This window comes from Kamptonema sp. PCC 6506, assembly GCF_000180455.1.
GTDB classification, from domain to species: Bacteria; Cyanobacteriota; Cyanobacteriia; order Cyanobacteriales; family Microcoleaceae; genus Kamptonema; species Kamptonema formosum.
The window spans coordinates 1-25509 of sequence record NZ_CACA01000317.1 but is presented as its reverse complement, the minus strand read 5'-3'; the positions used below and the strand labels follow the sequence as shown (position 1 = coordinate 25509).

Genomic DNA, 25509 nt, shown 5'->3' with positions numbered 1-25509 from the left:
AAGCTGACAGCAACTTAAGGGTAATTTTCTCCATTTTTGGGGGAGGAAGGGAGAAAATTTAATTCCCACCAATTGACAGGGTTTTATTTTGAGTACCAGCCGCGTTTTGCTTGCCCCCCTGTGCGTTGCGTGACTCCTACTCGCTAGTGCGATCGCCTATTTTTAGACTTCTGCACAGATGCCCTGACTCATAACTGGGTATTTTAACATAATTTTATTTTAAGTCAACGATCTGAATCGAGGTTAGCGTTCCTTTACTGTCTGCACCTGCTAGGATTCTGGAAGATTGGAGGCCAATGCTCGATCTAAAAGTAGGATGAAGGGATGGGGGCGATCGCGCTAGAAGTCAATGTGAGCTAGATTTAGACAAGATCGGCAACAATCGGTTTGGCTTTCTGCACCAATCTGCGGTTTTTGAGGACAACTTAGAACTTTCTATACTGGAAGGGACAACCAAGATTATTTGTGTTATACTTTTTCATAGTTATGTTTTCTAATAATTATGAAAAGCCAATTGCAGTTTTTCATCATTGTTTTATTGGTAATAGGAATATGTTTTCGGTTTACTAATCTTGGCAATAAATTTTATTGGTACGATGAAGTTTTTACTTCTCTGCGAGTATCTGGCTACACAGAAGTAGAAGTATTGAGCCAAGTAGCTAGCGGTCGCGTAATTCCTGCTAAAGATTTAATGCAATATCAGCAACCTAATTCTGAAAAAAACCTCGCAGATACAATTAGAGGTCTAGCAGTAGAAGAACCTCAACTCCCCCCGCTATATTTTATAATTACCCGATTTTGGGTACAAATATTCGGTAGCTCTCCCACCAGTACAAGAAGTTTCTCAGCTTTAATTAGCCTACTTGCTTTTCCTGGCATCTATTGGTTGTGTCAAGAATTATTTTCAGCCCCGAAAGTGGCATGGCTTGCAGTTGGATTAGTAGCCGTTTCTCCCTTCCATTTGCTCTACGCTCAAGAAGCACGTCCCTATAGTTTGTGGGCAGTAATAATTTTGCTATCCAGTGCTTCACTCCTACGAGCTTTACGGCTTCAAAATTGGCTCAGTTGGAGTATCTATGGAATAAGTTTAGCTCTAGGACTTTACACTCACTTATTTACAGGGTTAGTCGCCCTCGGTCATGGCATTTATGTATTTATTCAAGCTAACTTTCGCCTCACTAAGAGAGTATTAGCTTGGATACTATCATCTGTTATCGCTTTAATTACTTTCCTTCCCTGGCTAGTCACTTTAATTCGTAATAAATTGGCTGCTTCAGTGGCAACTGGTTGGTCAGAATTAGATACAGAAAGGCTGTTTTTAGTGAAGAATTGGGCGGGTAATATCGGTCGCGTTTTTATAGATTTTGGTCTAACATCTAAATCTCCTTTATTATATTTAATTCCGTTAACGGTAGCAACTTTTATTTTATTAATTATGGTGGGATATGGAATTTATTTCCTATGCCGTCAGACTCCAAAACGAGCTTGGCTATTTGTAGTGATATTGATTGGGGCTTGCGCTCTACCAGTAATGCTAGTAGATATAATAGAGCAAAGTATAATATCAACTAAGAGCCGATATTTGTTTCCGACTTACATGGGGATTGAAATCGCTGTTGCTTACCTGTTGGTAACTAAAATTACCATGCCATCTACAAAAGACTGGAAACTGCAAGTGTGGAGAGCAATTACTATTCTACTGCTAGGGAGCGGCTTGGTATCCTCTGCACTCAGCTTGCAAGCTGATAATTGGTGGAATAAGGAATCAGGCAGACAAAATCCCCAAATAGCTCGCATAGTTAATGAAACCCAAAAACCCCTTGTGCTTAGCGATACATCTAATATTTCTGTCGGTCAAATACTATCAATGAGTTATTTATTCGCGCCCAAAGTGAGTATGCAATTGTTTCACCTAAATTCCTCAATACCACGTAAAATTAAATTAGGAGAGGAACAAACAACTGCTAAAATCGTCAGCGCTTTTAGCGATGTGTTTATATACGGAAACCCTGACAAACTGCGCTCTGGACTTGAGCAAGAAGGTAAGTATAAGATCGAGGCTGTTGACTTGGGGGAAACCCAGAAAATATTGTTTTGGAAATTAGTAAAATCGTGAGGTATATATGGAAGACTTTGGCATTATCATCGCCTGTTGCGACCAAGATTATCTTTTTGCTAAAGGTTGCTGTGCCAGCATCCGGTATTTCTTGGGGGATGTTCCGATTTGTTTGCTGATTGATGGCTCGTTTTCAGTGGCCCCACTAGAAAAGTCCTATGGAGTGCGTGTTATCAATCACGATAACGTATCGAGCGAACTTCTGAGGAAGAGAAGTTTTGGCTGGGGAAAAACTAAAATGATTGCATTTTGGGAAAGCCCTTGGTCAAATTTTCTGGTGTTAGATGCCGATACAATTGTCTGGGGAGATATTCTTCAGTTTGCCGATTTTAATAATTTTGATTTTGTTATTGACCAGACTGAGGCCAATTACTCAGATGCAGATATTTCTAAGTTTTTCTTTGATGTTCCGGGGATTGAGAAGCATTTTCCAGATTTTCACTGGCAAGATTACCGCTCTCGCTATTTCTGCACGGGTACTTTCTTTGCTAAGCGGGGGATTTTCAGCTTGGATGAGTATGTAGAAATTTTGGATTTCATTGCTCAGTATCCAGGGATATTTAAGTATGGAGAGATGGGATTTTTGAACTTTATGATTTCGCGTGCGGCTCAGGAAGGTAGAGCGCGGGTGCAGAATGTAGATATGCAATTGTTAGTGCCCGATTTTGACCAGAATTTACTGAGAAAAAGGTTCCCAATTGAGGCGGCGGGGCCCGGAGGTGATGCTGCCGCGACTGTGATTCACTGGTGTGGGCCGAAGCCTACTCTTTCTACTTCTGAAGTTTACTCGGAACCGATGAATTTCTGTCGGCGTAAGTGCCAGGAGGATGCTTGGGGAAGGACTGGTTTAGAGGCGGAGATGGCTTTAACAACTGAGGATTTACAGCGGACTTTTTATGTTTATAAGAATAAGTTCAAGAAAAAGTTTCGCCAGTTGGTAGGTAAGTAGTATTGAGGCAGGAGGCAGGAGTTGGTGAGGGGGTAGGCACGGGGAACTACCATTGGTGTCAACTTAAGCCGAAAGCCCGCCAGGGGTTAAAACCCCCGTCTAATAGCTAAAGTCCTCTGAAGAGGACTAAAGAAAATTGTTAAATTCATTAGTCCTCTTCAGAGGACTTGATCTTTGAGACAGGGGTTTTAACCCCTGTCGGACTAAGGGTTTGAACCTAAGTTGACACCTATGGGGTACTACCCTACAAAATCGCGGTTTTTCCGAGAATGAAACCGCGCTTGGCTAGAGGGTTATATCTTTTCAAAAATGGGATACCCTCAAAGCTTCAACCAACTTTTCAATATGTACTGACTTATGAGTTGCCATCAGGGAGACGCGAATGCGACTAGAATTAACAGTTGGAGGTCGAATTGCGGGTGCGAAAATTCCCTGTTCTTTCAATTGCGTTCCTACTCCTAAAGCTTGAGCTACATCTTTTAATAAAAAGCAAAAAATTGGGGAATATGAATGGGTAATTGCTGATTGGTAATTTTCTTTGCTTTCGCTTTCTAAATTGGGGTGAAGATTCCAGTCGGTGTGATTTTTATCTGTATTTTTCCAGTTAGGAATCTGCCGATCGAGCAAGGTTTTAAGAGTTTCCACATTTTCCCATAATTTGTGGCGTAATTGTGGTTCTGCGCGGACAATATTTACAGCTTTTAAAGCAGCAGCCGTGTCTGCTGGTGTCAATCCTGTAGTATAAATCCAAGTAGGTGCTCGATTACGGAGAAAGTCAATTAACGAGCTAGAACCAGCGACATATCCGCCTAAACTTCCTAAAGCTTTACTGAGAGTTCCAACCTGAATTAATGGTTTTCCAGTACAACCGAAATGCTCGACGCAACCCGCACCATTATCACCAAAAACACCTGTAGCGTGCGCCTCATCTACTAATAGCATACAGCTAAATTCTTCAGCTATTGCCAATAATTGTGGTAAAGGACATAAATCACCGTCCATGCTGAAAACAGTATCGGTAATAATTAAACAGCGGCGGTAACGAGTGCGTTCCTCCAACTTTGTTCTTAAATCCTCAAGATCGCAATGATTGTACTCTAATACAGTCGCGCCGCTGAGGATCGCGCCGTTTTTAAGGCTAGAATGATTGTAGCGATCCGATAAAATCAAATCCCGCTTATTTACAAGAGATGCGATCGCACCTAAGTTAGCAAGATAACCCGAACTAAATACAATTGCATCTTCCGTTTGTTTAAAAGATGCAATCGCCAATTCTAAATCTCTATGTAACTGGCGATGTCCACTCAGCAATCGCGAACCAGAACTCCCCGTTCCCAATTCTTTAACAGCAGAAATTGCTGCTTGAATTAGCCTTTCATCACCCGCCAATCCCAGATAATCATTGCTGGCAAAGTTGACAAGTTCGCGACCTTCTAGCAAAATTGTAGCACCGGGGCGACCATGAATCGTTTGCACCGAGCGATACCATTCAGCTCGGTGAATAGTAGCCAGAGAATTGTCTATCCAAGCGTAAGCGTCAGAAGGCATAGTGGAAAAGTCCGGGAAATACGTTATATTATCTGATGTTAACTTCCCCCTCATCTGAGAAACTTATGCGAAGCCCTAAAAAATACAGGTTAGTCACCCGCAGCGATTTTGATGGTCTTGTCTGTGCCGTTCTCTTAAAAGAACTGGACATGATTAACGAAATTAAGTTTGTTCATCCTAAAGATATGCAGGATGGAAAAATTGAAGTGACAAGTAATGATATTACCACAAATTTACCATACATCGAAGGAGTTTATTTAGCCTTCGACCACCACCTCAGCGAAACTATCAGAAATCACGACATTCAAGATAACCACATTATCGATCCAGATGCACCATCGGCGGCGAGAGTATTGTATAGCTATTATGGCGGAAAAGAAAAGTTTACTGAGATTTCTGAAGCGATGATGGAGGCAGTTGATAAATCCGATTCTGCCCAATTTTCCCAAGAAGAAGTTTTGCATCCTGAAAATTGGGTGTTGTTAAATTTCTTGATGGATGCGAGGACGGGGTTGGGGAGATTTCGGGAGTTTAGAATCTCGAATTATCAGTTAATGATGCAGTTGATAGATTACTGCAAAGCTCATTCTATTCAGGAAATATTGCAATTGCCAGATGTGAAGGAGAGAGTTGACCTTTACTTTGAGCAAGAAGAGAAGTTTAAAGATCAAATCCCGCGATGTGCAAAGGCTTATCAGAATTTGGTCGTCTTAGATTTACGGAATGAAGAGGTAATTTATGCGGGCAACAGATTTACAATTTATGCTTTGTTCCCAGAATGCAATATCTCGATTCATGTACTTTGGGGACTGAAGCAACAAAATACAGTTTTTGCAGTTGGTAAGTCAATTTTTAACAAAACTTCTCAGACAAATATAGGGGAGTTAATGTTGAAATACGGCGGCGGCGGACATCAGAATGCAGGGACTTGTCAGATAGATAATGACAAAGCAGAGGAAGTCTTAAAAGAGTTGATCGCACAAATTAATCAGAATGGTTAATTAACATTGCTGGTAACGCCGCCCTCTGGGTAGTGAAACAACCGCCGGGACGACGGCGTTACAAAGTTGAATGAGTGAATTTTAAGATCCCTCATTTTCTGGCGAAGGTACGCTATTCCTAATTTCAGCACTCTTGCCTTTAACGGGTGGTAATTGTTCTACTAAACCCATGTCAAAAGCAGTATCTGGTAAATCTCCAACAATATATCTCCCTGGTTCAAACAATCGTCCCGGTGTAAAACAGGGCTGTTTGAGTTGAACTACTTCACCAGGGGCAAACATTCCTCGCCACATTTTCCGCTCAATTCCCATGATTTTGCACTCCTAAAATAATTAGCAATAGTAATAGTTGTAGCCGGAGGTTGGGTGTAACAAAGTGATATCCAATATCAGAATTGTAGCAATACTTTTCAGAATTGGGCATCGAATTGCAACAGTAAATCAAAATAAAAAGTTAATATCAGTAGATGAGATTACTGCGTGGCTAACAGGACTCAGAAAGTTGCGATCGCAATCTTACCTCTGTTTCTTCCCATCCCTGCGTCCAAACGGCCCCCTTCTATGGCACTCTAAAAAGCAGGAGACACAAATCAGAGATTTTCGCTACAAAAATCTACCCTGCATACCATGCAAACCTTACCCAACCCAACCAAACCCGCATCAAGCCAACCCACCTTTGACACCACCATCCACCGCCGCAAAACCCGGCCGGTCAAAGTCGGTAGCGTCACCATCGGCGGTGGCTACCCCATCGTCGTTCAGTCGATGATTAACGAAGATACCCTCGATATCGACGGTTCAGTAGCCGGAATCCGCCGCCTCCACGAGATTGGCTGCGAAATCGTCCGCGTCACCGTTCCCAGCATGGCCCATGCTAAAGCCTTAGCCGAAATTAAGCAAAAACTGCACGCAACCTACCAAGTAGTACCTCTCGTAGCCGATGTCCACCACAATGGCATGAAAATTGCCCTAGAAGTGGCCAAGCACGTAGACAAAGTGAGAATTAATCCGGGACTATATGTATTTGAAAAGCCGAAAGCTGATAGAAGCGAGTACACACCAGACGAATTTGACGAAATTGGCGCAAAAATCCGCGAAACCTTAGAGCCTCTGGTAGTTTCCCTCCGCGACCAAGGCAAAGCGATGCGAATCGGGGTTAATCACGGTTCCCTCGCCGAACGGATGCTGTTTACCTATGGCGATACCCCTGAAGGGATGGTAGAATCCGCCTTAGAATTTATCAAAATTTGCGAATCTTTGGATTTTCGCAATATCGTAATTTCTATGAAAGCCTCGCGAGTGCCTGTAATGTTGGCTGCGTATCGGTTGATGGCCCGCAGGATGGACGAGCACGGCATGGATTATCCTCTACATTTAGGCGTTACAGAAGCTGGCGATGGCGAATACGGCCGGATTAAGTCCACTGCTGGTATTGCTACATTGTTAGCTGACGGCCTTGGCGACACGATTCGCGTCTCACTTACGGAGGCCCCGGAGAAAGAAATTCCCGTTTGTTACAGCATTTTGCAAGCCTTGGGATTGCGGAAAACAATGGTAGAATATGTGGCTTGCCCTTCCTGCGGTCGCACATTGTTTAATTTGGAAGAAGTGCTGCACAAAGTGAGAGAAGCTACTAAACATCTCACAGGTTTGGACATCGCAGTAATGGGCTGTATTGTGAATGGGCCGGGGGAAATGGCTGATGCTGATTATGGTTATGTAGGGAAACAGGCGGGTTATATTTCTCTTTATCGCGGTCGGGAAGAAATTAAGCGAGTGCCTGAAGATCGAGGTGTAGAAGAGTTGATTAATTTGATTAAATCAGATGACCGTTGGGTAGATCCGTAGGTAAGAAATAGCTAGGGGCTAGGGAAAGATGGGGGAGCAACTTAATTAATCGGAGGGGAGATGGGGAGGATGGGTAATTAGCCATTACAGGACTTATGCACCCTGAGAAACCCTATACTATCCAGGGAACTGATACTAAATCATAAAAATTAACTCGGCGCAGCCGCTCTAATTCTTTAATCCATTCTTGTTCTACCCAAAATTGTTGATAATATCTATCGGCCTGTTCGCGCTGGGCAATTGCATCTGTCTTTTCCCACATATTCAAAGCCGCAACGCGGCGCTTTTGAGTAGTAATTTGCTCAATATAAGCGATCGCAGCTCGAATAGCTAATGGAGGTCGGAGAATGTGTTTCTCTGAAAGTTCATCTAAATGAAACAGGTGAGAAATTTGCTGTAGTTGCGTGGGGAATTCTAAATAATTATTTTGTAATTTTGATATTAACACAGATGCGTCTGCCTGTAAAGAGGTTTTATCCAACATTTTTAAATTCAAAAGTTGGAGCCACAAAAATCGATGATGAGACAGACTAAATTGTAAATCTCGTGCTTCTATAGCTTCTATTACAGCTTGACGATGTTCGGGAGAGTGGATATAAATACGCAACAAAAAAGCCTCTGGTTGTTCTAAAACGCTACGCTCTCGTGCCTGAGACAAAGCTTCTATTGATGATTTATTCTCACTTCCAGCGCGGCGCGACCTAACTTGCCTGCTTCCCTTGAGCTTATTTCTAATTAATGGTGGTAATGCTAAAGATTCATCCTGATTGAGTAATTTTGCCCAATAACTTACCACCTGATTTAGCAGAGTTTCTGCCAAGAATTTTACTCTTGTTGAATCTCCTTTACTGAGAATTTGAGCGCATTCGTAATTATAATGAGCTAGTTGATTATCATCGGTAATTTTAGTTAATAACTTTACCATTTCTTGAGTAACTTTGCCATACTGGTCGGCCTGCTTTAAATCGCAGTTAAGCAGGAGATTTTGAATCTGCCAATCCAGCCACAAAGGTGCATTTAGTAACAATTCGCTATACTTGTCAGCCGAATAACTTTTTAGGTATTCATCTGCATCTTTGCCATCGGGAATATTCAAAATCCGCAGTTGTACTTCTCCGCGACAAGCAAGTTTTTCTATTTCTCCAATTGCCCGTTCCGCCGCCTGAGTACCTGCTTTATCTGCATCGAAGTTAAGCACAATTTGCTTAGATTCAGTATACCGCAAAAGTTGCCGCACTTGATCTAAGCTTAATGCTGTACCCAGGGAGGCGACAGCATTAGCAATTCCGGCGGCGTGGAGGGCAATAGCATCGAAATATCCCTCTACTACTACGGCTCGATCTTGTTTGCTAATAGCAGTTTTAGCTTTATCCAAAGCATATAAAGTTTTCCCTTTATCGAACAATTCGGTTTCGGGAGAGTTAAGATATTTCGGCTGTTCGTCAGTCAGAGTTCTACCCCCAAAACCTATCACTCGCCCTTGCAAATCGCAGATGGGAATCATCAGGCGATCGCGAAATCTATCATAATAACCATTCCCTCCAGATTTTCGTGGTATAATTAATCCAGCTTGCTCTACCAATTGCAAGGGATAATGTTTCTGCTCCACCAAATAGCTATAAAGAGCTTCCCAACCAGAGGGCGCATATCCTAACTGAAATTGTTGGATAGTTTCTTCGCTTAACTTGCGCTCAACTTGTAGATATTCTAACGCTTTTTGTCCTTGCGACTGTCGCAAAGCGTGTTCGTAAAAACTAGAAGCTAAAGCCAAAATTTCATATAACTGCTCTCGTAAAGAAATTTGACGTTGTAATTCTTGCCGCTGTTCGGGTTCCAAAGTTTGTACAGGAACCTGATGTTGTCTGGCTAATTCTAGCACTACATCGCTGAAAGAACGCTTGCCTAATTCCATTAAGAATTTAAACGCATTTCCCCCTGCACCGCACCCAAAACAATAAAACATTTGCTTGCTGGGGCTGACAGTAAAACTAGGGGACTTTTCATCGTGAAATGGACATAAACCTACGAAATCTTTGCCTCTTTTTCGTAGTACAACGTGAGTGGAAATGACATCTACTATGTCAGCTCTTTGTTTAACTTCCTCAATTGTATCAGGATGCAGGCGGGGAATTTGCATATATCCTTCTGAGACGAATCAGAAATATTTATTTTTAATTTTACCATAACTACCAGGAACATCGAAAGTCGATATACTGGTTTTGTCAAGATTATAACAGATTTAGGAGCATCACTGTGACGGAAGAAAAAGAGGTTCACGAACAAAGAGAAGTGATTTCCTATAAGGCTTTGAATTCCCAACAACAACAGCAGCGATTAACGGAGCTGGTAGCGGTGTTTTTGCGACTAGGAACGATCGCTTTTGGCGGCCCTGCGGCTCACATCGCCATGATGGATAATGAGGTAGTAAATCGCCGTCAGTGGATGAGCCGCGAAAAACTCTTAGATTTGTTAGGAATTACGAATTTAATTCCCGGCCCCAATTCGACGGAATTAGCTATTCATATTGGTTACGAACGAGCCGGGTGGCGTGGTTTACTAATTGCAGGAAGCTGTTTTATTTTGCCTGCTATGCTCATTGTTTGGGTAATAGCAGTAATTTACGATCGCTACCAGACTGTTCCCCAAGTGGAATGGCTGCTTTACGGCATTAAACCTGCGATCGTGGCGATCGTACTTCAGGCTGTATGGAATCTGGGTAAAAAGGCAGCTAAAGACGTGCCGACAACGATTGCAGGGGTGGCTGCGATCGCAGGTTATTTTGCTGGAATCAATGAAATTTTGCTGCTAATTTTAATTAGTATTATTGTTATGCTAGTGAAAAATTGGCAATCCAGAGGACGCACAGTCGGAGCATTTTTATTGCCTTTCTCAGGATTTATAGCCCAGGTTAGCAATACAACAGCCGCAGTAACATCAGTCAGTTGGGTGAGCGTTTTTCTTTTCTTTCTTAAAATTGGATGCGTGCTTTATGGTAGCGGTTATGTATTGCTAGCATTTCTACAACAGGATTTAGTCGAGCGCCATCATTGGCTGACATCACAGCAACTTTTAGATGCCGTTGCCATCGGGCAAATTACACCTGGGCCTGTATTCACTACTGCCACATTCATTGGATATTTACTAGCTGGAAATGCAGGCGCGATCGCTGGTACTGTCGGCATTTTTTTACCAGCCTTTGTACTGGTATGGGTAGTTAATCCTTGGGTTCCTAAATTACGTCAATCTCCTTGGGCAAGTGGATTTCTAGATGGCATGAATGCAGCGTCTTTGGGGTTAATGGTAGGAGTCACTTATACTCTGGGACGAGTTGCATTGGTGGATTGGTTAACAATTATTGTAGCAATTTTGAGCGCGATCGCAGTGTTCCAATTTAAGATTAATTCAGCGTGGTTAGTGCTGGGAGGGGGGGCGATTGGATTGACTTCATACTTATTGGGATTTATGGGCTGAGGGGTAGCGTAGCCTTTTTTAGACATCACTCTTCAATACTCCGAATAGTTTTTGAGCAAGGACGCGATGCCTACGGTAAGCTTCGCTAACGCAACACAGGACAGAAGCAAAAATTTTTGTAATCGAAGTTGAAACTCATTTAGTTTATACATTATCTGTGCAAAAAGCTCCCTTTGCGATCGCGCCCATGCAAAGAAAACGGGTTTCTCTGAAAAATTGTTAGTTTCTCCACTAGATATCTAGCAAGTATTCCTTAACGGCTTCAATGCCTTGTTCGTAGGCAGCAGCGAGGTCAGGGTTTAGAGGGTTGTCATCAAGGTAAAGCTCTTGCAACTGGGAGAGAGAAGCGATCGCCTCTGGCACTTGTGTCAATTGGTTGTAGCTGAGGTCAAGCCCTTGCAAATGAGTGAGAGAAGCGATCGCCTCTGGCACTGCTGTCAATTCGTTGTCGCTGAGGGAAAGCCTTTGCAACTGGGTGAGAGAAGCGATCGCCTCTGGCACTGCTGTCAATTCGTTGCCGACGAGGTAAAGCTCTTGCAACTGAGTGAGGGAAGCGATCGCCTCTGGTAGTTCTGTCAATTGGTTGCCGACGAGGTAAAGCTCTTGCAACTGAGTGAGGGAAGCGATCGCCTCTGGTAGTTCTGTCAATTGGTTGTTGCTGAGGTTAAGTGAGCGCAACTGGGAGAGAGAAGCGATCGCCTCTGGCACTGCTGTCAATTCGTTGTCGCTGAGGGAAAGCCTTTGCAACTGGGTGAGAGAAGCGATCGCCTCTGGCACTTTCCTCAATTGGTTGTTGTTGAGGTAAAGCCATTCCAACTGGGTGAGGGAAGCGATCGTCTCTGGCACTTCTGTCAATTGGTTGTAGCTGAGGTTAAGCCTTCGTAACTGGGAGAGGGAAGCGATCGCCTCTGGCACTTCTGTCAATTGGTTGAAGTTGAGGTTAAGCGTTTGCAACTGGGAAAGGGAAGCGATCGCCTCTGGCACTTGTGTCAATTGGTTGTTGCTGAGGTAAAGCTTTTGCAACTGAGTAAGAGTTGCGATCGCCTCTGGCACTTCTGTCAATTTGTTGTAGATAAGGTTAAGCGTTTGCAACTGGGAGAGGGAAGCGATCGCCTCTGGCACTTCTGTCAATTTGTTGTTGCTGAGGTTAAGTATTTGCAACTGGGAGAGGGAAGCGATCGCCTCTGGCACTTTTGTCAATTGGTTGCAATCAAGGTCAAGCCTTTGCAACTGAGTAAGAGTTGCGATCGCCTCTGGCACTTCTGTCAATTCCATATAGCCAAGATCGAGTTTTGTTGCTCCCTCTTGCTGTGCTTTTTCAATGCACTGTTCAGCTTTTCGATATGCTTCATCCCGTGCCATTGCTAACTCCCTTTTACTGGATACGACAATCTTTAATAACTAACTAACAAGTAATAACTAACTAATGTGTGTTTCCTTCGTCTAAAATTCTGTATAATTATCTCACAAAAAGCTAGTAATGATTTATAGCAATACTTCGGACAGTTTGAGATTGCGATCGGCAGAATTTGGTTCAAAGGTACATTGTTGCGCTTCAGCGCTCTTTGAAGGCAAAGCCCAATAACTCTAACTTCCAGACTTTGCTAGGCTCGCGCCTGAGAAAACTGTCCGCAGTATTGTTATAATTCCGATGTAACTAGATTGATATCAGTCCTAGAGATGTTAAAATTATTGGCGATGAAGCTCACACAGCCGGACTTTCTTGGGAAAATCCAGCTCAATATACCAATAAGGAGAATCAAACAAAATGCGAATCTTAATGATGGGTGGCACTCGATTTATCGGCGTTTATTTAACTAAGATTTTAGTAGCCCAAGGCCATGAAGTGGTACTATTTAATCGCGGCAAAAAACCCGCGCCCGTTGACGGAGTACAACAAATTCATGGCGATCGCACCGATGCTTCCCAACTCAAAGAAAAATTATCATCAGAAAAATTTGATGCAATTTTTGACAATAATGGTCGCGAACTAAGCGACACTCAACCCCTAGCAGAGATATTTAAAAATCAAGTTAAACACTTCGTTTACATGAGTTCTGCGGGAGTTTATTTAAAGTCGGATCAATTACCTCATATTGAAGGTGATGCCACCGATCCAAAGAGCCGCCATTTGGGTAAATACGAAACAGAAACCTACCTCAAAGATGCTGGTTTGCCTTGGACTTCCATTCGCCCTACTTATATTTATGGGCCGCAAAATTATAACGATTTAGAAGCATGGTTTTTTGACCGGATTGTGCGCGATCGCCCTATTCCCATTCCTGGCAATGGAATGCACATCACACAACTCGGTCATTGTCAAGATTTAGCTAAGGCAATGGCTGCTGTCTTAGGCAATGAAAAAGCCATAGGGCAGATTTATAATGTATCAGGCGATCGCTACGTTACCTTTGACGGTTTAGCCCGCGCTTGCGCCGCCGCCGCTGGTAAATCCACCGATATAAAAATCGTACATTACGACCCCAAAAAATTTGATTTTGGCAAGCGTAAAGCCTTCCCCATGCGCGTGCAACACTTCTTTGCTTCAGTGAATAAAGCCATGAGTGAACTCAACTGGCAGCCAGAATTTGACTTAGTTTCAGGATTAAAAGATTCATTCCAGAATGATTATTTGACCTCTGGACGTGACAAAGCTGAGATTGATTTCTCAGTCGATGATGAAATCTTGCAAGCAGTTCAAAATTGACTTAATATTATGTAGGGTAAGATGGGCGCTGCATTGGTATCAACTTAATCTTAAACCGACCGTCTGGCAAGGGTTAAAACCCCCGCCTCACAGTTTAAGTCCTCTAAAGAGGACTATAAATTAGGACTTTTAAACTCATTAGTCCTCTTCAAAGGACTTAAGCTATTAGACGGGGACTTAAGTCCCTGGCAGTCTTTCAGCTTAAGTTGATACCAATACAGCACCCACCCTACAAGATTAACTAGGTAAATCTCATGCAGGGAACCACACTCGGCAGCCGCTACAACATTATCCGCCACTTGGGAGGCGGAGGATTTGCCCAAACTTACCTAGCTGAAGACAAACAGCTACCAGGTAATCACCGCTGCGTTGTCAAGCAACTTAAACCTCAAGCTACAGATCCCGCAACTTTACAAATAGCTAGACGTTTATTCGATACCGAAGCGCAAGTATTGTATAAATTAGGCGATCGCGATCGCATTCCCCAACTTTTTGCCTACTTTGAAGAAAATCAAGACTTTTATTTAGTTCAAGAATTCATTGAAGGTCATAATTTAAGCGAAGAATTAACCAAAACTTCCCTAAACCAAGGAAGGTTAAGCGAAGATGAAGTCATTTCTCTATTGCAAGAAATTCTGGAAATTTTAGACTTCGTACACCAGCAAAACGTCATCCACCGCGATGTCAATCCCCAGAATATTATCCGGCGAGATAGCGACGGAAAGTTATTTTTAATTGACTTTGGGGCTGTCAAAGAAATCACCACTCAAATCATCAATTCTCAAACAAATAATGGCTTGAGTGTGAGCATTGGTACTCCCGGTTATATGCCTAGCGAACAAGCTCACGGCAATCCCAAACCTAGCAGCGATATCTATGCAGTTGGCATGATTGGAATTCAAGCAATTACAGGGGAAGTTCCCCATCAATTACCAACAGATCCCGATACAGAAGAAATTATTTGGCAGACAAAAGTATCAGTCAGCCCTGAATTTACTAAAGTCTTAGATACAATGGTGCGCTATGATTTTCGGCAACGCTATGCTAATGCAGGTCTAGCTTTGCAAGCTATTAAAGAATTGAAAACTCCTCTTGGTGCTACTGCACCATTAATTCTACCTGCATCTTCGCCCAAGCCGACAAAAAAACGCGCCGATCTCTATTTAAAAAGCGGTCTAATTATTGGGCTAATTGGCCTCGGTATCGCTGCATCTGCTTATCTTGTTAATATCTTCAATTCTGCGAATGCTACTGAGTTACACACTAGAGGCAATACTCTTTATAATTTAAATAGATATGAGGAAGCGCTCGCAGCTTATAACCAAGCAATTAAGATCAAAGGAGACTATGCTGAAGTTTGGAAAGATAAGGCTAAGGCGCTCTATGAGTTGAAGAAATATAAGGAATCTAGAGAAGCTTGCGACAAAGCAATTCAACTCAATCCTGAATACTTAGAAGCCTGGACAGATCGGGGTTATACTCTCGATAAATTAGAGAAATATCAAGAGGCGATCGCATCTTTCGAGCGAGCTTTGGAAATTCAGCCTGACTATCCAGAAGCCTGGAAAGGAAAAGGGGACGCACTGTTAAATTTACAGCGTTATGAAGAAGCGATCGCCTCTTACGAGAAAGCTGTTAAATCTCAGCCAAATTTCTATGATGCTTGGTATAGTAAGGGAATAGCACACCAGAATTTAAAACAGTATCAACCCGCTTTTGATGCTTATAAACAAGCCGTAGAATTAAAGTCGGATAACTCTAAAGCTTGGTATAATTTAGGGAATGTTCAGCTAGAATTGAATAAAAATCAAGAAGCTGTAGAAGCTTATGAAAAAGCCGTGCGCTTTCAGCCTACTTATTATCAAGCTTGGTACAGTAGAGGTATCGCGCTGATGAAGTTAAGGCAATATGAAGATGCGGCAAAAGCTTATAAACAGGCGGTGACATTAAAAGGAAATTACTACCAAGCTTGGTATAATTTAGGCTGGTCGCTGCACCAATTGCGGCGTTATGAAGATGCGATCGATGCTTATAATAAAGTGCTAGATTTACAGTCAAGAGAATATCAGGCGTGGTATAATAAAGGGAATGCTTTATACAATTTGAAACGCTACGAAGAGGCGATCGCGTCTTATAATGAAGCCGTCTATGTCAAGCCAGACTATTATGAAGCTTGGTACAGTAGAGGTAATGGGCTGTTAGAATTAAAAAGATATCAAGATGCGATCGCATCTTACGATAAAGCAGTTAGGTATAAGCCAGACTACGGAGCAGCAATAGAAGGGAAAAAGCGGGCCGAAAGTCAGCTAAGTTTATCCGACATCACCCCCCAACCCCCTTCCGTACAAGGTTCCGAGGAGTAGCGAGATTATAGCAATCCTAAATCATTTGTGAATTTCTTACTCCCTCCCCTTAGCAAGGGGAGGGTTGGGGTGGGGTAAAAAATTTACGATTCATTTAGGATTGCTATAGGATAGTAAAATATAGTTAAACAGGCTCATTTTTTTCTGGCCATAAGTAAACTGCACCAGAAATCAACGTCAAGAGCACAGAAATCCAGAAAGCCACTAGAGAGGGAACTACCCAGACATCAGGTAGGGGAGCAATTAAAAGTGCGATCGCCACTATTTGACTCACTGTTTTTAATTTTCCCCAAATATTAGCCCCCGAAATTGCCGTTTTGCTCACCCGCCATCCCGCGATCGTCAACTCCCGTGCCAAAATTAAAAACACTCCCCAAGCAGGAACCTCCCCAAGTTGAATTAATACCAATAAAGGCGCAAGAACCAGCAACTTATCCACCAAAGGGTCTAAAAATTTACCTAAATCGGTAATTTGATTGAGTTTCCTAGCTAAGTAGCCATCCAGCCAATCCGTACCCGCCGCTAAGAGGAAAATCCCTAAACAAATCCAGCGAGTTTGGACAGTTGGTGACTGCAAACCATAGAGGAGAAAGGGGACTCCCAGCAAGCGAGAGAAGGTGATCCAGTTAGGCAAATTCATAGATTAGGGGCTAGGGGCTAGGGGCTAGGGGCTAGGGAAGAAGGAAGAAGGAAGAAGGAAGAAGGAAGAAGGGAAGAAGGGAAGAGAATTTAAGGAATTAGGAAACTACACTGTTCTAACTACCTTGGCGGTTGCTAAACAATTAAAATTGTTAACAGTTAACCGTACTTATTAACAAGCACCGCTTTTATTGAGCACAACCCAAACTGTTTTCCAAATCAAGCTGATGTCGTAAAGAACAGACCACTTATGCTGATAATCAACATCCATCCGTACAATGTCTTCAAAATCTTTCACAGTCGAACGTCCATTTGCTTGCCATTCACCGGTAATACCAGGCTTCACATTCAACCGCATCCAGTGGTGACTTTCATAATTAGCGACTTCATCCTGAGTTGGAGGCCGAGTTCCTACTAAACTCATCTCTCCCATCAGTACGTTCCAAAATTGCGGTAATTCATCCAAGCTAGTACAGCGTAAAAACCGTCCTACGCGCGTAATTCGAGGATCGTTCTCATTCTTGAAAATGTGACCCTTGGCTTCATTATTAACTAAATGCTTGAGCTTTTCGGCACCGACAACCATTGAACGGAATTTCCAAATTTTGAATAGCTGTCCGTTAAAACCGCAGCGAACCTGACTGTAAAACAGTGGGCCTGGGTTGTCGAATTGCATTGCGATCGCTAATGGAATTGCCACAATCGCAGTCAGGGCTAATCCTACCAAAGCTCCCAATATATCAATCAAGCGCTTTGTGAGGCTAGTTACAGATGGATGAACTGGCTCGTTCGACTGATTAACCCTGTAATTGTTGACCAGAACTAACGCATTGATTGCGGGTATTAGGGGGAAATTAGATGTGGTAGTCACAGCTTGCACTCTGTTTTTCTAAAGGTCAATTAGCCTTCTCGTAAATATCTTACGAGACTTACTTACGAGAGAGAGTATAGAAGTGTCCAACTTTGCACAATCTTTAAAAATACCCTTGGGTATTGTAAAGTTATTGTATATTTATTTTTGAGAAAAATAAGATTCTAGTGAAATTACGGAGAAATACATAGGTAGAGATCGATGTGAATTAAATACATTTCTTCCTAATGCTTTGGGGGGGATTCCCCATCATGGGTGTGAGGTTTTGTACTCAACTGATTTGAAATCTGCTTTAGTTTTTATAGGACTTATACATGAGGCATCCCCAATCCTCTTAAAAAAGCGGACTTCAAGTTCTCTCCTTTTTAAAATGGCGACTTTAAAGACCTATTAGAGATTGAGATAGAGGCTCCTCTAGCTTTTGCTGGCTGCTTGCCATCAACCTACCTACGTATTCGCGCATATACTTAGCCTGCTCTTGATTGAGTCGATATTGGCGATTGCCTACCTGCTCAAACAGCGGTGCGGCTCCCATCATTGCTAACTCAGGATTTTCCCTAGATGCAGAACTCAGCAAGAGTGCATCTTCTTTAGAAGGCAATAAGCCTAGAGGCAATTGACCCTCTAAAATTGGCAGAATCCTTGGTAAGCAAGTACGAGTATTGAGCCCTCGGCGCTCCAAAGCCTGCGTAATTTCACTGATACCAAGAGGAGTGACGGTAAAGGCCTGCATCAGTTCCCATAGCAGAAAATAATCGCTGTACTGCTGGCGGGGTCTATCTAGAACTTGAGGATAAAGAGGTAAAGTTGCTAAACCCCAAGCAACGCGACCAATTTTGGATTTTGGGGAAGGAGAAACAGAAGGAAGATTAGCAGGGCGATCGTGAATCACGATCGCATTAGGGAGTTTCTGGCGTAACCAACGAGCGATCGCCGACCAAGAAGCATTTCCCCCCGTACAAATAGCTTGATTAATCGCTACCGGGGACATTCCAGCTTGACTGAGCATCGCGTTAACTTCGCGATTCAACTGCTGAACGAAAGGCACTAACACCTTAGTTTCCAAATCTCGCCGCTTGACTTCCCAACGGCGATCGCCAATCTCCAAATTAAAGCGATCTTGGTCTTGTAAAATCACCTTCAAATTTGCCGCCGCCGCCAAAAGTTCTAATCCCAAAGGCGAACTCTGTAACCGCCCTTGCAATTGGCATCGCGCCGCCACATCCGCGTAACCCCCTCGCGGTAATTGAGTTAACGGGTCAAAAGATTCATCCTTCAGTAGCAATTGACAGATAATATCTTGGTCAAGAGCATTGCCACCATAAGCAAAGCTGTGACAAGTAAAGTGTGAATAAGTTAAATTTTCTAGATTTTCAGGCAAATCTACCAAAGCTAATTCCGTAGTTATCGCCCCAGAATTAATAATTAAAGTACCCCCCGGTGCGATTTTAGAATTGAGGTTGTGAATTTTAGATTCAGCTTCCCCCAAATTCGGTGTTAATTCCGAAAGTAAAGTCGCGATCGCATCCTCAACCACAAAAATCTGAGAACTCTCCGTTACCAATCCCGCACCTAGCACCGCTTCCCGGAGGTTGTGGCGGTAAGCATCACCCCAGCCAGCCGGAGTCCCCAAAATCACACCCCCCAACTGCCGCAGTGCAGCATCTAAAATCGAGGGTTCTAGTCCCACAGCGTGCAATCGCAAACCTAGAACATTTTCCCTCGCCGGATTTAATCCCTCTAACAGCGCCCCCAAACCGTGTAACAGCCAAGCCAGAGAAACATCCTCCTGCTGCGACCACTGCAACATCGGCTCAAATAGAAAACCCCCCTCACCCTCTGTATTCCCCTCCTGTAAAGCAGAACTCACATAGGGTATACCCACCTTCAAATAGTGCTTAAAATTTTGTAGTAACAGTCCCCCATCTTCCAAAGGCAGTCCTGGCTGACCCACAGACTTAACAACCACCTTCCCCGCTAATAGAGAAACCACAGCAGGAATCCGAAAGCACTCCGATTTAGGATTTTGGGCATCCACCTCCCAATAGAGGGGATAAACCTCTTTACTGTCACGGTTTAACAGAGCCACCGAGAGCATAGTTGTACCAAAATCAATCCCCAAATACCAGTTAGAGCTTCGAGGAGTTGGAGATTGGGGAAGAGGAATCGGAAAAATCGGGAAGGATGGGGGAGATGGAGAAGGTAGGGAGGATTTCACTTCCCCATCTCCCCCATCTCCCCCATCTCCCCCATCTCCCCCATCTCCCCCATCTCCCCCATCTCTTAGATCAAATAACCCTACCTTTTTTTTTTCACCGCCTGGAGTTTCCAGACTGCGCTTTACTTGACCTGTAGTTTGGACTTGTCGCGAATTTAGATCCGGTCTAGGGGGGTAATTAAGCGGCGTTGCCTCCGCCTCCATTAAGCTTGATAAAATATCTTCCAGAGTCATATTGGAAGAATCGCCTTGAAAAAATTCAGGGGCTGCGGTTTCCACCTCTACAGCATGGGGCGCTGCTGCGACTGGCATCTCGAAAACTTCTGTAAATAAGTCATCAAGAGTGGTCATTTCTTCTTCCGCAGAGACGATAAAGGGATTTTCTGCTTCCACTTGAGAGAAATCGCTAAAAGTAAATGGTTCTGGACTGGCAATGCTGCTGGCTTCTTCGGGGAGAGCGCTATCCATGCCTTCTAAACTGAAAAGGTCAGCCTGCAAACGTTCTAGGCTATTACGATCGAGCAAGATTGCCTGTTCTTGCTCCTCATCTGGTGGTTCTACGGGCAACAAATTCTCGTCTGGGGATGCTTGGACATAGATATCGGCATCCCACTCTGCTAGCGCGTCATATTCGGTACTTTCCTCTGAACTGCTGGCCGCAGGGGTCAGGTTTTTGGGCTTTCTGAGTTCTTTTGAGGAGGTTTTTGAGGCTGTGGCTGTGCTTGGAGGCGGGCCCTTTACAGGCTTTACTGGAACGTTCTCATTCTCATCTCCGAATACATTGCTCAGATCGGCAAGTGTTTCCCTACTAGCTGGGCTATCAGGCGGGGATGGAGCTGCGGGTGCTGGTGGTTCGGGATCGAGTTCGAGCAAGGTTTCGCCAAATAAGTCTGCATCTGCGATCGCTGGGCTATCGACGAAATTACCAGCGACAAATTCTGAATCTTCCGCGACTAGAAAATCTTCTAGCAAATCCTCGCTCTCCACATTAGTTATAGTTGGTTCAGGACTTGGCTCTGGTTCCCTATTGGGAGATTCTAATAGAAAATCTTCCAGATAGTCTTCGCTTTCAGTATTAGTTAGGGTTGATTCAGGAATTTGTTCCGATTCTACATTAGGAGATTCTAGTAGAAAATCTTCCAGATAGTCTTCGCTTTCAGTATTAGTTAGGGTTGATTCAGGACTTTGTTCGGGTTCCACATTGGGAGATTCTAATAGAAAATCTTCCAGATAGTTTTCGCTTTCAGTATTAGTTATAGTTGATTCAGGAATTTGTTCGGGTTCCACATTGGGAGATTCTAGTAGAAAATCTTCTAGGGAATCCTCACTATCAACATCAGCCAGAGTTGATTCCGTCATTTGCTCTGGCGCATTGCGATCGCTGACTTCTGTAGACTCGAAAAGTGAGACAGTGGAAACTTCGCCCTTCCTACCCGAACCTTTCTCTGGTTGCTTTGAGACTTCTACAACAGGGGTGAAGAGGCTGTCATATAAATCTTCCAGTTCGCCGCTTTCCTCAGTCATCATCGCCTCAGATGGCGTTTCAGAGCTGGAGGATTCTAGGCTCAAAAAATCATCTTCTGGGGGAATAGGAGAATGCTCTTGAGTACCTGAGTGCCTGAGTTCTTCTCTATTGTGTCTCAACTGTGCAAACTGAGGAGACAGTTCTGTTCCCGGATAGGGCAGTTTTTCCTCTTCTCCGATCTCGCCCCGATCCCTTTCAATTCTAGGCGTTGGTTCTGGGCGCGACCTAACTACCAAATCCTCCTGTAAAGCTACCTCATTTTGATTGAGGGTACTTATGGGTGCTGTGGGGGCGACTGGACGGGTTGCGGTTTCTATATTGGCGACAGGAATTGAGGATTTTACATAAGATGAAGCCTCTCGACCTAACTGTTCTGCCAAGTGGCTAACTAAAGCTGCAAACATGGCTTCACCCTGCTGCCCCAAGCTGTGCATTTTTTCAAGTCCCTGGGACAAGGATTCTTGATAGGTTTGCAGATTCCTTTGCAGTGCCTCAAATACAATGGTTAGGGTGGAATCGAGCCTCATTAAGTCGCGATCGGATTGGGCTTGTAACAGCCGTATTTGCTCAATACGCTGGGCGGGGGTGAGCAGTGGTAGTTCCCCTGCATTTGCGTCCCCGGTTGCGGAAGCTGAGGTCAACTGTGGCGCAGATTCCGTGCCCAAGAGATTGTTTTGTAAGAACTGAGCTTCTAGGTTACTAAGTGCTTGGGCGACATCGCGAGCCAAACTTTCTTGCAAGCGTGCCATTAGTACCTGCAAGAATTCGGAAATAATTTGTTGCTGGTTAGCCTGCTGCTGAGCTAGAGAGTATTGATCTTGCCGTCGCTGCTCTAGCTGTTTAATTTCAGAGGTGAGGGCTTGCCGTTCTTGCCGTAGAGCTTGTATGTCGTCTTGTAGTGGCTGCGTGAGATTGGTACGCAGAGAGTTCATTTCTCCGATTACGGCTTGCAAGATTTGCCCCGCCGTTGAGCGAATATCGCTATCCGTAGGTGGGGGTGTTGTGGGTTGGCGATCGCGGAGATCTGGGAGTTCGCGATCGCCTTGCTGTAACCCAGCTTCCTCGGCCACATCGCTGTGAGTCAGGTTTTCATTTACAACCTGTGTAGCCTTCTGTTGGGATAAATAGCTGCGAATGCGATCTAAGACTTGGCGCTGGTGGATGGTTTCGACCGAAGCCATCCAAGGTAGGCGCGGGCTGGGCTTGCTGAGTACCTCGTCAATATCAGCAAGAAGTGCCTGAATTTGATCCTGTTGAGAATTCAAGGGTGGAACCTCTACCAAATGCGGCTAGTGCGATAGATTTTGACTCATGCTGGAGATTTTGACTCTCCCCTAGCGATCGCTGAGGGATTCATTGCCATTTAGGGTAAAACCCTACTAGGGATGTCAAAGTCCCTTTAACTATTGTGCCTAACTATTTTTGAGATGTTAGGATACTGCATACTTGAAATTCATCATTACTCTTACCTGTAGCATTACTGGCTACTTTATCATGGCTGGTTTTAACCTGCGGCGGCTTTTCATCTGCTAACTCCTAACTCTGTACAATCAGTCTAATCCCTCTTCCTCCCTCACGCTCGTTACCTCAAGCTATAGGAGTTTCCACCGACGGGGGTTTGGGCAGGCGACGAATGTACTCCCTCAACACATGAGACATCGTTACATCTTTGTGGTTAGCGAATTCTTTTAGTTTTTCTAGTTCATATTGGGTAAGCCTTAAGACTAATTTTTTATCTTTATTCATGGCTAGACATTAATGGTACAATATTTGGATGGTAACATGGGAAGTTATTTGGGATTTGCCCCATTTGGCAAGAGTGATAGCAAACCTTTGGGCTATCATGACTGTGGATTTTCCTTTGATGTTGACTTCTGGCAGGTTAATTTGGCCTTTGGCTGCACTCAACTCTCGCCAGTGTTGCCCCTGCGCTGTCGGCACTCTTTGGACTCACCTGATGGGAAAATCACATATCATTTTTATTGGTTGTTGTCAAGGCTAGGGAATCTGGAAATTTCAGGTGTTTAAATGTTGCGCCTAGCTGCAATGATAGCTTTGGGCTATAAGTTCTCGGAACCGCTTTCTTGGAAAGTGGGCCGCTATTTCTAACCTCCACCGCCTCTCTTTCGCGCGTTTATTAATAAAAATGGCCTCATGGATGACCGCTACCCCCCCCGTGATTCCCAGTCAAACGTTCACCAATTAATGCTCTCTACTGCTTTTTTTTCAGGCTTGCCTGAGACTGTAACTGATAGAGCAACTGTACACATCGTTACCCGCAGCCATCCGGCCAACCAGGTGATTTTGCTGGAGAACGACTGGGGCAGTTCAGTGTATTTTATTTTGGATGGTTGGGTGAAAATTCGCACCTACAACTTGGATGGTAAGGAAGTAACGCTCAATATTTTGGGCAAAGGAGAACTATTTGGCGAAATGGCGGCGCTTGAAGAAGCCCCGCGCTCCACAGATGTAATTACTCTGGCTCCGACTTTAATTGGTAATATGCCAGCTCAAGATTTTGTGCAATTAATTCATTCCGAGCCCTTGGCTGGGATTCGATTGGCTCAACTGATGGGGCGACGGCTACGGCAAGTCAACCGAAGGCTGAGGTTGCGCGAGTCAGACAGTACCTCACGAGTGGCAGATATTTTGTTGTTTTTGGCAGAAGGTCAGGGGAAATCCTCTTTACAAGGAGGAACGGAGATTCCCAACCTCCCACACCGAGAATTAAGCAGTCTGAGTGGCTTAGCGCGGGAAACTGTGACGCGGGTACTGAGTAAGCTGGAAAAAAAGCAGTTAATTCGCCGCGATAAGGATGTCCTTTGTATTCCAGATATGCACGCCTTAGAACGCTTGTTAGTATAAAAGTTGGAGGCTTTGGCAGTTAATAACTTGCTAACTGCTAATTGCTAGTTGCTATTCAGGAGAAACTATGACTTTTCACAAAATTTTTGTGGGCTTAGATGATTCAGAGTTAGGTCACAAAGTCTTTGCTCAAGCTTTAGATTTAGCGGTAGCAAATAAAGCTGAAATGATGTTATTTCATGCTGTCGTCATTAACCAGTTTGGAGAAAGAGGAACCGCGATCCCGGTCGATCTAGCGATGAATTTTGAATTAGCAGAACAAGCTTATCAAGCTCAAACTGTGCGAATTGAAAAGCAGTTAGAACAAGGTCGATCGCTATTAAGTCATTACTATAGTGCAGCGGCCAACCAGAACATTAAAGCAGAATATGACTGCCAGACGGTTGAGGATGCTGGTCATTCTATTTGTGAATTTTCCCAGAATTGGGGCGCGGATTTAATTGTATTAGGAAGGCGCGGCCGCACAGGGTTGGCAGAAGTAATGCTTGGCAGTGTCAGCAATTATGTTTTACATCATACTAAGGGTTGTGTTTTAGTGGTTCAATCCCATTAATAATCAGGATAGGGGTGGCATCGATCGGGTCTGAAATCTAAATTCTAAATTCTAAAATCGGATGAGTGATTATTTTGACGCTGGCAAAGGATCTAGCCCCGTGAATTCGCCCAAAACTGAGAGCGAAAATTATGGGATAGAAGATTCAGAGCCAAAGGCGGAGCCTGCTATATCGGGCGATTTTTCTGGCCCTTTGAGTATGGTAGAAACGGCGTTTCTCGCCAGTACCGCTAGTTTAATTTGGCTGGTGAATTACTATTTTCCGATGGGCCCGCTGCTGCGGATTTTTTTCCCGGTGCCGATCGCTCTAGTATATTTGCGATGGGGTCAGCGATCGGCCTGGATGGGGGCTTTAGTTTCTGGGTTGTTGCTGTCTGTACTGATGGGCCCGACTCGCAGTATTTTATTTGTAATCCCTTTTGGGCTGTTGAGCGTGCTTTTGGGCGGACTATGGCGGCGGGGAGCTAGCTGGTCTGTTTCGATTGGTTTGGGCGCTATTGTGGGTTCTTTTGGTTTCTTTTTCCGGTTTTGGTTGCTTTCGCTACTGCTGGGGGAAGACCTCTGGCTTTATATAACCAGTCAAGTTACTGAGCTCGTAGAATGGGGATTTGTGAAGTTGGGGGTGCTGGCAGTGCCAAATCTGACTTTGGTTCAGGCGATCGCAACAGGGATGATCGTGCTTAATAATATTATCTATCTATTCGTTGTACATCTAGTAGCTTTACTACTTTTAGATCGGTTGGGAAACCCTATCCCTCGTCCGCCAAATTGGGTACAAGTGTTAATTGATTATGAGGATTAATGGCTAATAGCTAATGGCTAATGGCTAATAGCT

At 43.9% G+C, this 25509-nt stretch carries 18 protein-coding genes; 11 read left to right on the top strand and 7 right to left on the bottom strand.

The window, feature by feature from the left end:
- Positions 1-502: 502 nt before the first annotated feature.
- Positions 503-2116, top strand: coding sequence for a glycosyltransferase family 39 protein (locus OSCI_RS20520; RefSeq protein ID WP_007357044.1), 1614 nt, complete (start codon positions 503-505; stop codon positions 2114-2116).
- A 7-nt stretch (positions 2117-2123) separates the two neighbouring features.
- Positions 2124-3065: a hypothetical protein gene (locus tag OSCI_RS20515; protein ID WP_007357043.1), complete on the top strand. Its 942-nt coding sequence runs from the start codon at positions 2124-2126 to the stop codon at positions 3063-3065.
- 303 nt (positions 3066-3368) lie between these two features.
- On the opposite strand, the gene bioF is transcribed toward OSCI_RS20515, so the two are convergent.
- Entirely contained in the window at positions 3369-4613 is a 1245-nt protein-coding gene (gene bioF / locus OSCI_RS20510) for an 8-amino-7-oxononanoate synthase (protein WP_007357042.1), read from the bottom strand.
- Between the two features lie 65 nt (positions 4614-4678).
- Here bioF and OSCI_RS20505 point away from each other — a divergent pair, with 65 nt between their 5' ends.
- On the top strand, positions 4679-5614 hold the full coding sequence (locus OSCI_RS20505) for a hypothetical protein (protein ID WP_007357041.1): 936 nt from the start codon (positions 4679-4681) through the stop codon (positions 5612-5614).
- Positions 5615-5695: 81 nt separating this feature from the next.
- Here the strand turns inward: OSCI_RS20505 and OSCI_RS20500 are convergent, their stop codons facing one another.
- Positions 5696-5926, bottom strand: a complete 231-nt coding sequence (locus OSCI_RS20500; RefSeq protein ID WP_007357040.1) for a hypothetical protein — start codon at positions 5924-5926, stop codon at positions 5696-5698.
- A 315-nt stretch (positions 5927-6241) separates the two neighbouring features.
- On the opposite strand from OSCI_RS20500, the gene ispG reads away from it, so the two are divergent.
- Entirely contained in the window at positions 6242-7462 is a 1221-nt protein-coding gene (ispG, locus tag OSCI_RS20495) for a (E)-4-hydroxy-3-methylbut-2-enyl-diphosphate synthase (protein WP_007357039.1), read from the top strand.
- A gap of 112 nt (positions 7463-7574) precedes the next feature.
- Here ispG and dnaG read toward each other — a convergent pair whose 3' ends face one another.
- Positions 7575-9599 carry a DNA primase gene (gene dnaG / locus OSCI_RS20490; protein ID WP_007357038.1) on the bottom strand — a complete coding sequence of 675 codons (2025 nt, stop codon included), beginning with the start codon at positions 9597-9599 and terminating at the stop codon, positions 7575-7577.
- A 116-nt stretch (positions 9600-9715) separates the two neighbouring features.
- Between dnaG and OSCI_RS20485 the strand changes: the two genes are divergently transcribed.
- Positions 9716-10933 (top strand): chromate transporter, encoded by a 1218-nt coding sequence (locus tag OSCI_RS20485; RefSeq protein WP_007357037.1) that lies wholly within the window; start codon positions 9716-9718, stop codon positions 10931-10933.
- 231 nt (positions 10934-11164) lie between these two features.
- On the opposite strand, the gene OSCI_RS20480 is transcribed toward OSCI_RS20485, so the two are convergent.
- The gene (locus OSCI_RS20480; protein ID WP_007357036.1) at positions 11165-12295 is read right to left on the bottom strand and encodes a leucine-rich repeat domain-containing protein; all 1131 of its coding nucleotides are present in this window, start codon (positions 12293-12295) and stop codon (positions 11165-11167) included.
- Between the two features lie 406 nt (positions 12296-12701).
- On the opposite strand from OSCI_RS20480, the gene OSCI_RS20475 reads away from it, so the two are divergent.
- Both OSCI_RS20475 and OSCI_RS20470 read left to right on the top strand, forming a co-directional pair.
- A complete protein-coding gene (locus OSCI_RS20475) occupies positions 12702-13640 on the top strand; it encodes an NAD-dependent epimerase/dehydratase family protein (protein ID WP_007357035.1) in 939 nt (312 codons plus the stop codon).
- A 254-nt stretch (positions 13641-13894) separates the two neighbouring features.
- On the top strand, positions 13895-16003 hold the full coding sequence (locus OSCI_RS20470) for a serine/threonine-protein kinase (protein ID WP_007357034.1): 2109 nt from the start codon (positions 13895-13897) through the stop codon (positions 16001-16003).
- Positions 16004-16127: 124 nt separating this feature from the next.
- Here the strand turns inward: OSCI_RS20470 and pgsA are convergent, their stop codons facing one another.
- The 3 genes from pgsA to OSCI_RS20455 form a co-directional block, all read right to left on the bottom strand.
- Positions 16128-16643, bottom strand: a complete 516-nt coding sequence (gene pgsA, locus OSCI_RS20465) for a CDP-diacylglycerol--glycerol-3-phosphate 3-phosphatidyltransferase (protein WP_007357033.1) — start codon at positions 16641-16643, stop codon at positions 16128-16130.
- A 171-nt stretch (positions 16644-16814) separates the two neighbouring features.
- Positions 16815-17522 carry a sugar transferase gene (locus tag OSCI_RS20460; protein WP_007357032.1) on the bottom strand — a complete coding sequence of 236 codons (708 nt, stop codon included), beginning with the start codon at positions 17520-17522 and terminating at the stop codon, positions 16815-16817.
- Between the two features lie 370 nt (positions 17523-17892).
- Positions 17893-22521 (bottom strand): hypothetical protein, encoded by a 4629-nt coding sequence (locus OSCI_RS20455; protein ID WP_007357031.1) that lies wholly within the window; start codon positions 22519-22521, stop codon positions 17893-17895.
- Positions 22522-23014: 493 nt separating this feature from the next.
- Here OSCI_RS20455 and OSCI_RS20450 point away from each other — a divergent pair, with 493 nt between their 5' ends.
- The 4 genes from OSCI_RS20450 to OSCI_RS20435 all read left to right on the top strand — a co-directional run bounded on the left by OSCI_RS20450 (position 23015) and on the right by OSCI_RS20435 (position 25476).
- A complete protein-coding gene (locus OSCI_RS20450) occupies positions 23015-23284 on the top strand; it encodes a hypothetical protein (RefSeq protein ID WP_039962685.1) in 270 nt (89 codons plus the stop codon).
- 126 nt (positions 23285-23410) lie between these two features.
- On the top strand, positions 23411-24121 hold the full coding sequence (locus tag OSCI_RS20445; protein ID WP_007357028.1) for a Crp/Fnr family transcriptional regulator: 711 nt from the start codon (positions 23411-23413) through the stop codon (positions 24119-24121).
- 67 nt (positions 24122-24188) lie between these two features.
- Positions 24189-24674: a universal stress protein gene (locus OSCI_RS20440; RefSeq protein ID WP_007357027.1), complete on the top strand. Its 486-nt coding sequence runs from the start codon at positions 24189-24191 to the stop codon at positions 24672-24674.
- Between the two features lie 61 nt (positions 24675-24735).
- Entirely contained in the window at positions 24736-25476 is a 741-nt protein-coding gene (locus OSCI_RS20435) for a DUF2232 domain-containing protein (RefSeq protein ID WP_007357026.1), read from the top strand.
- The last annotated feature ends 33 nt before the right edge of the window (positions 25477-25509 follow it).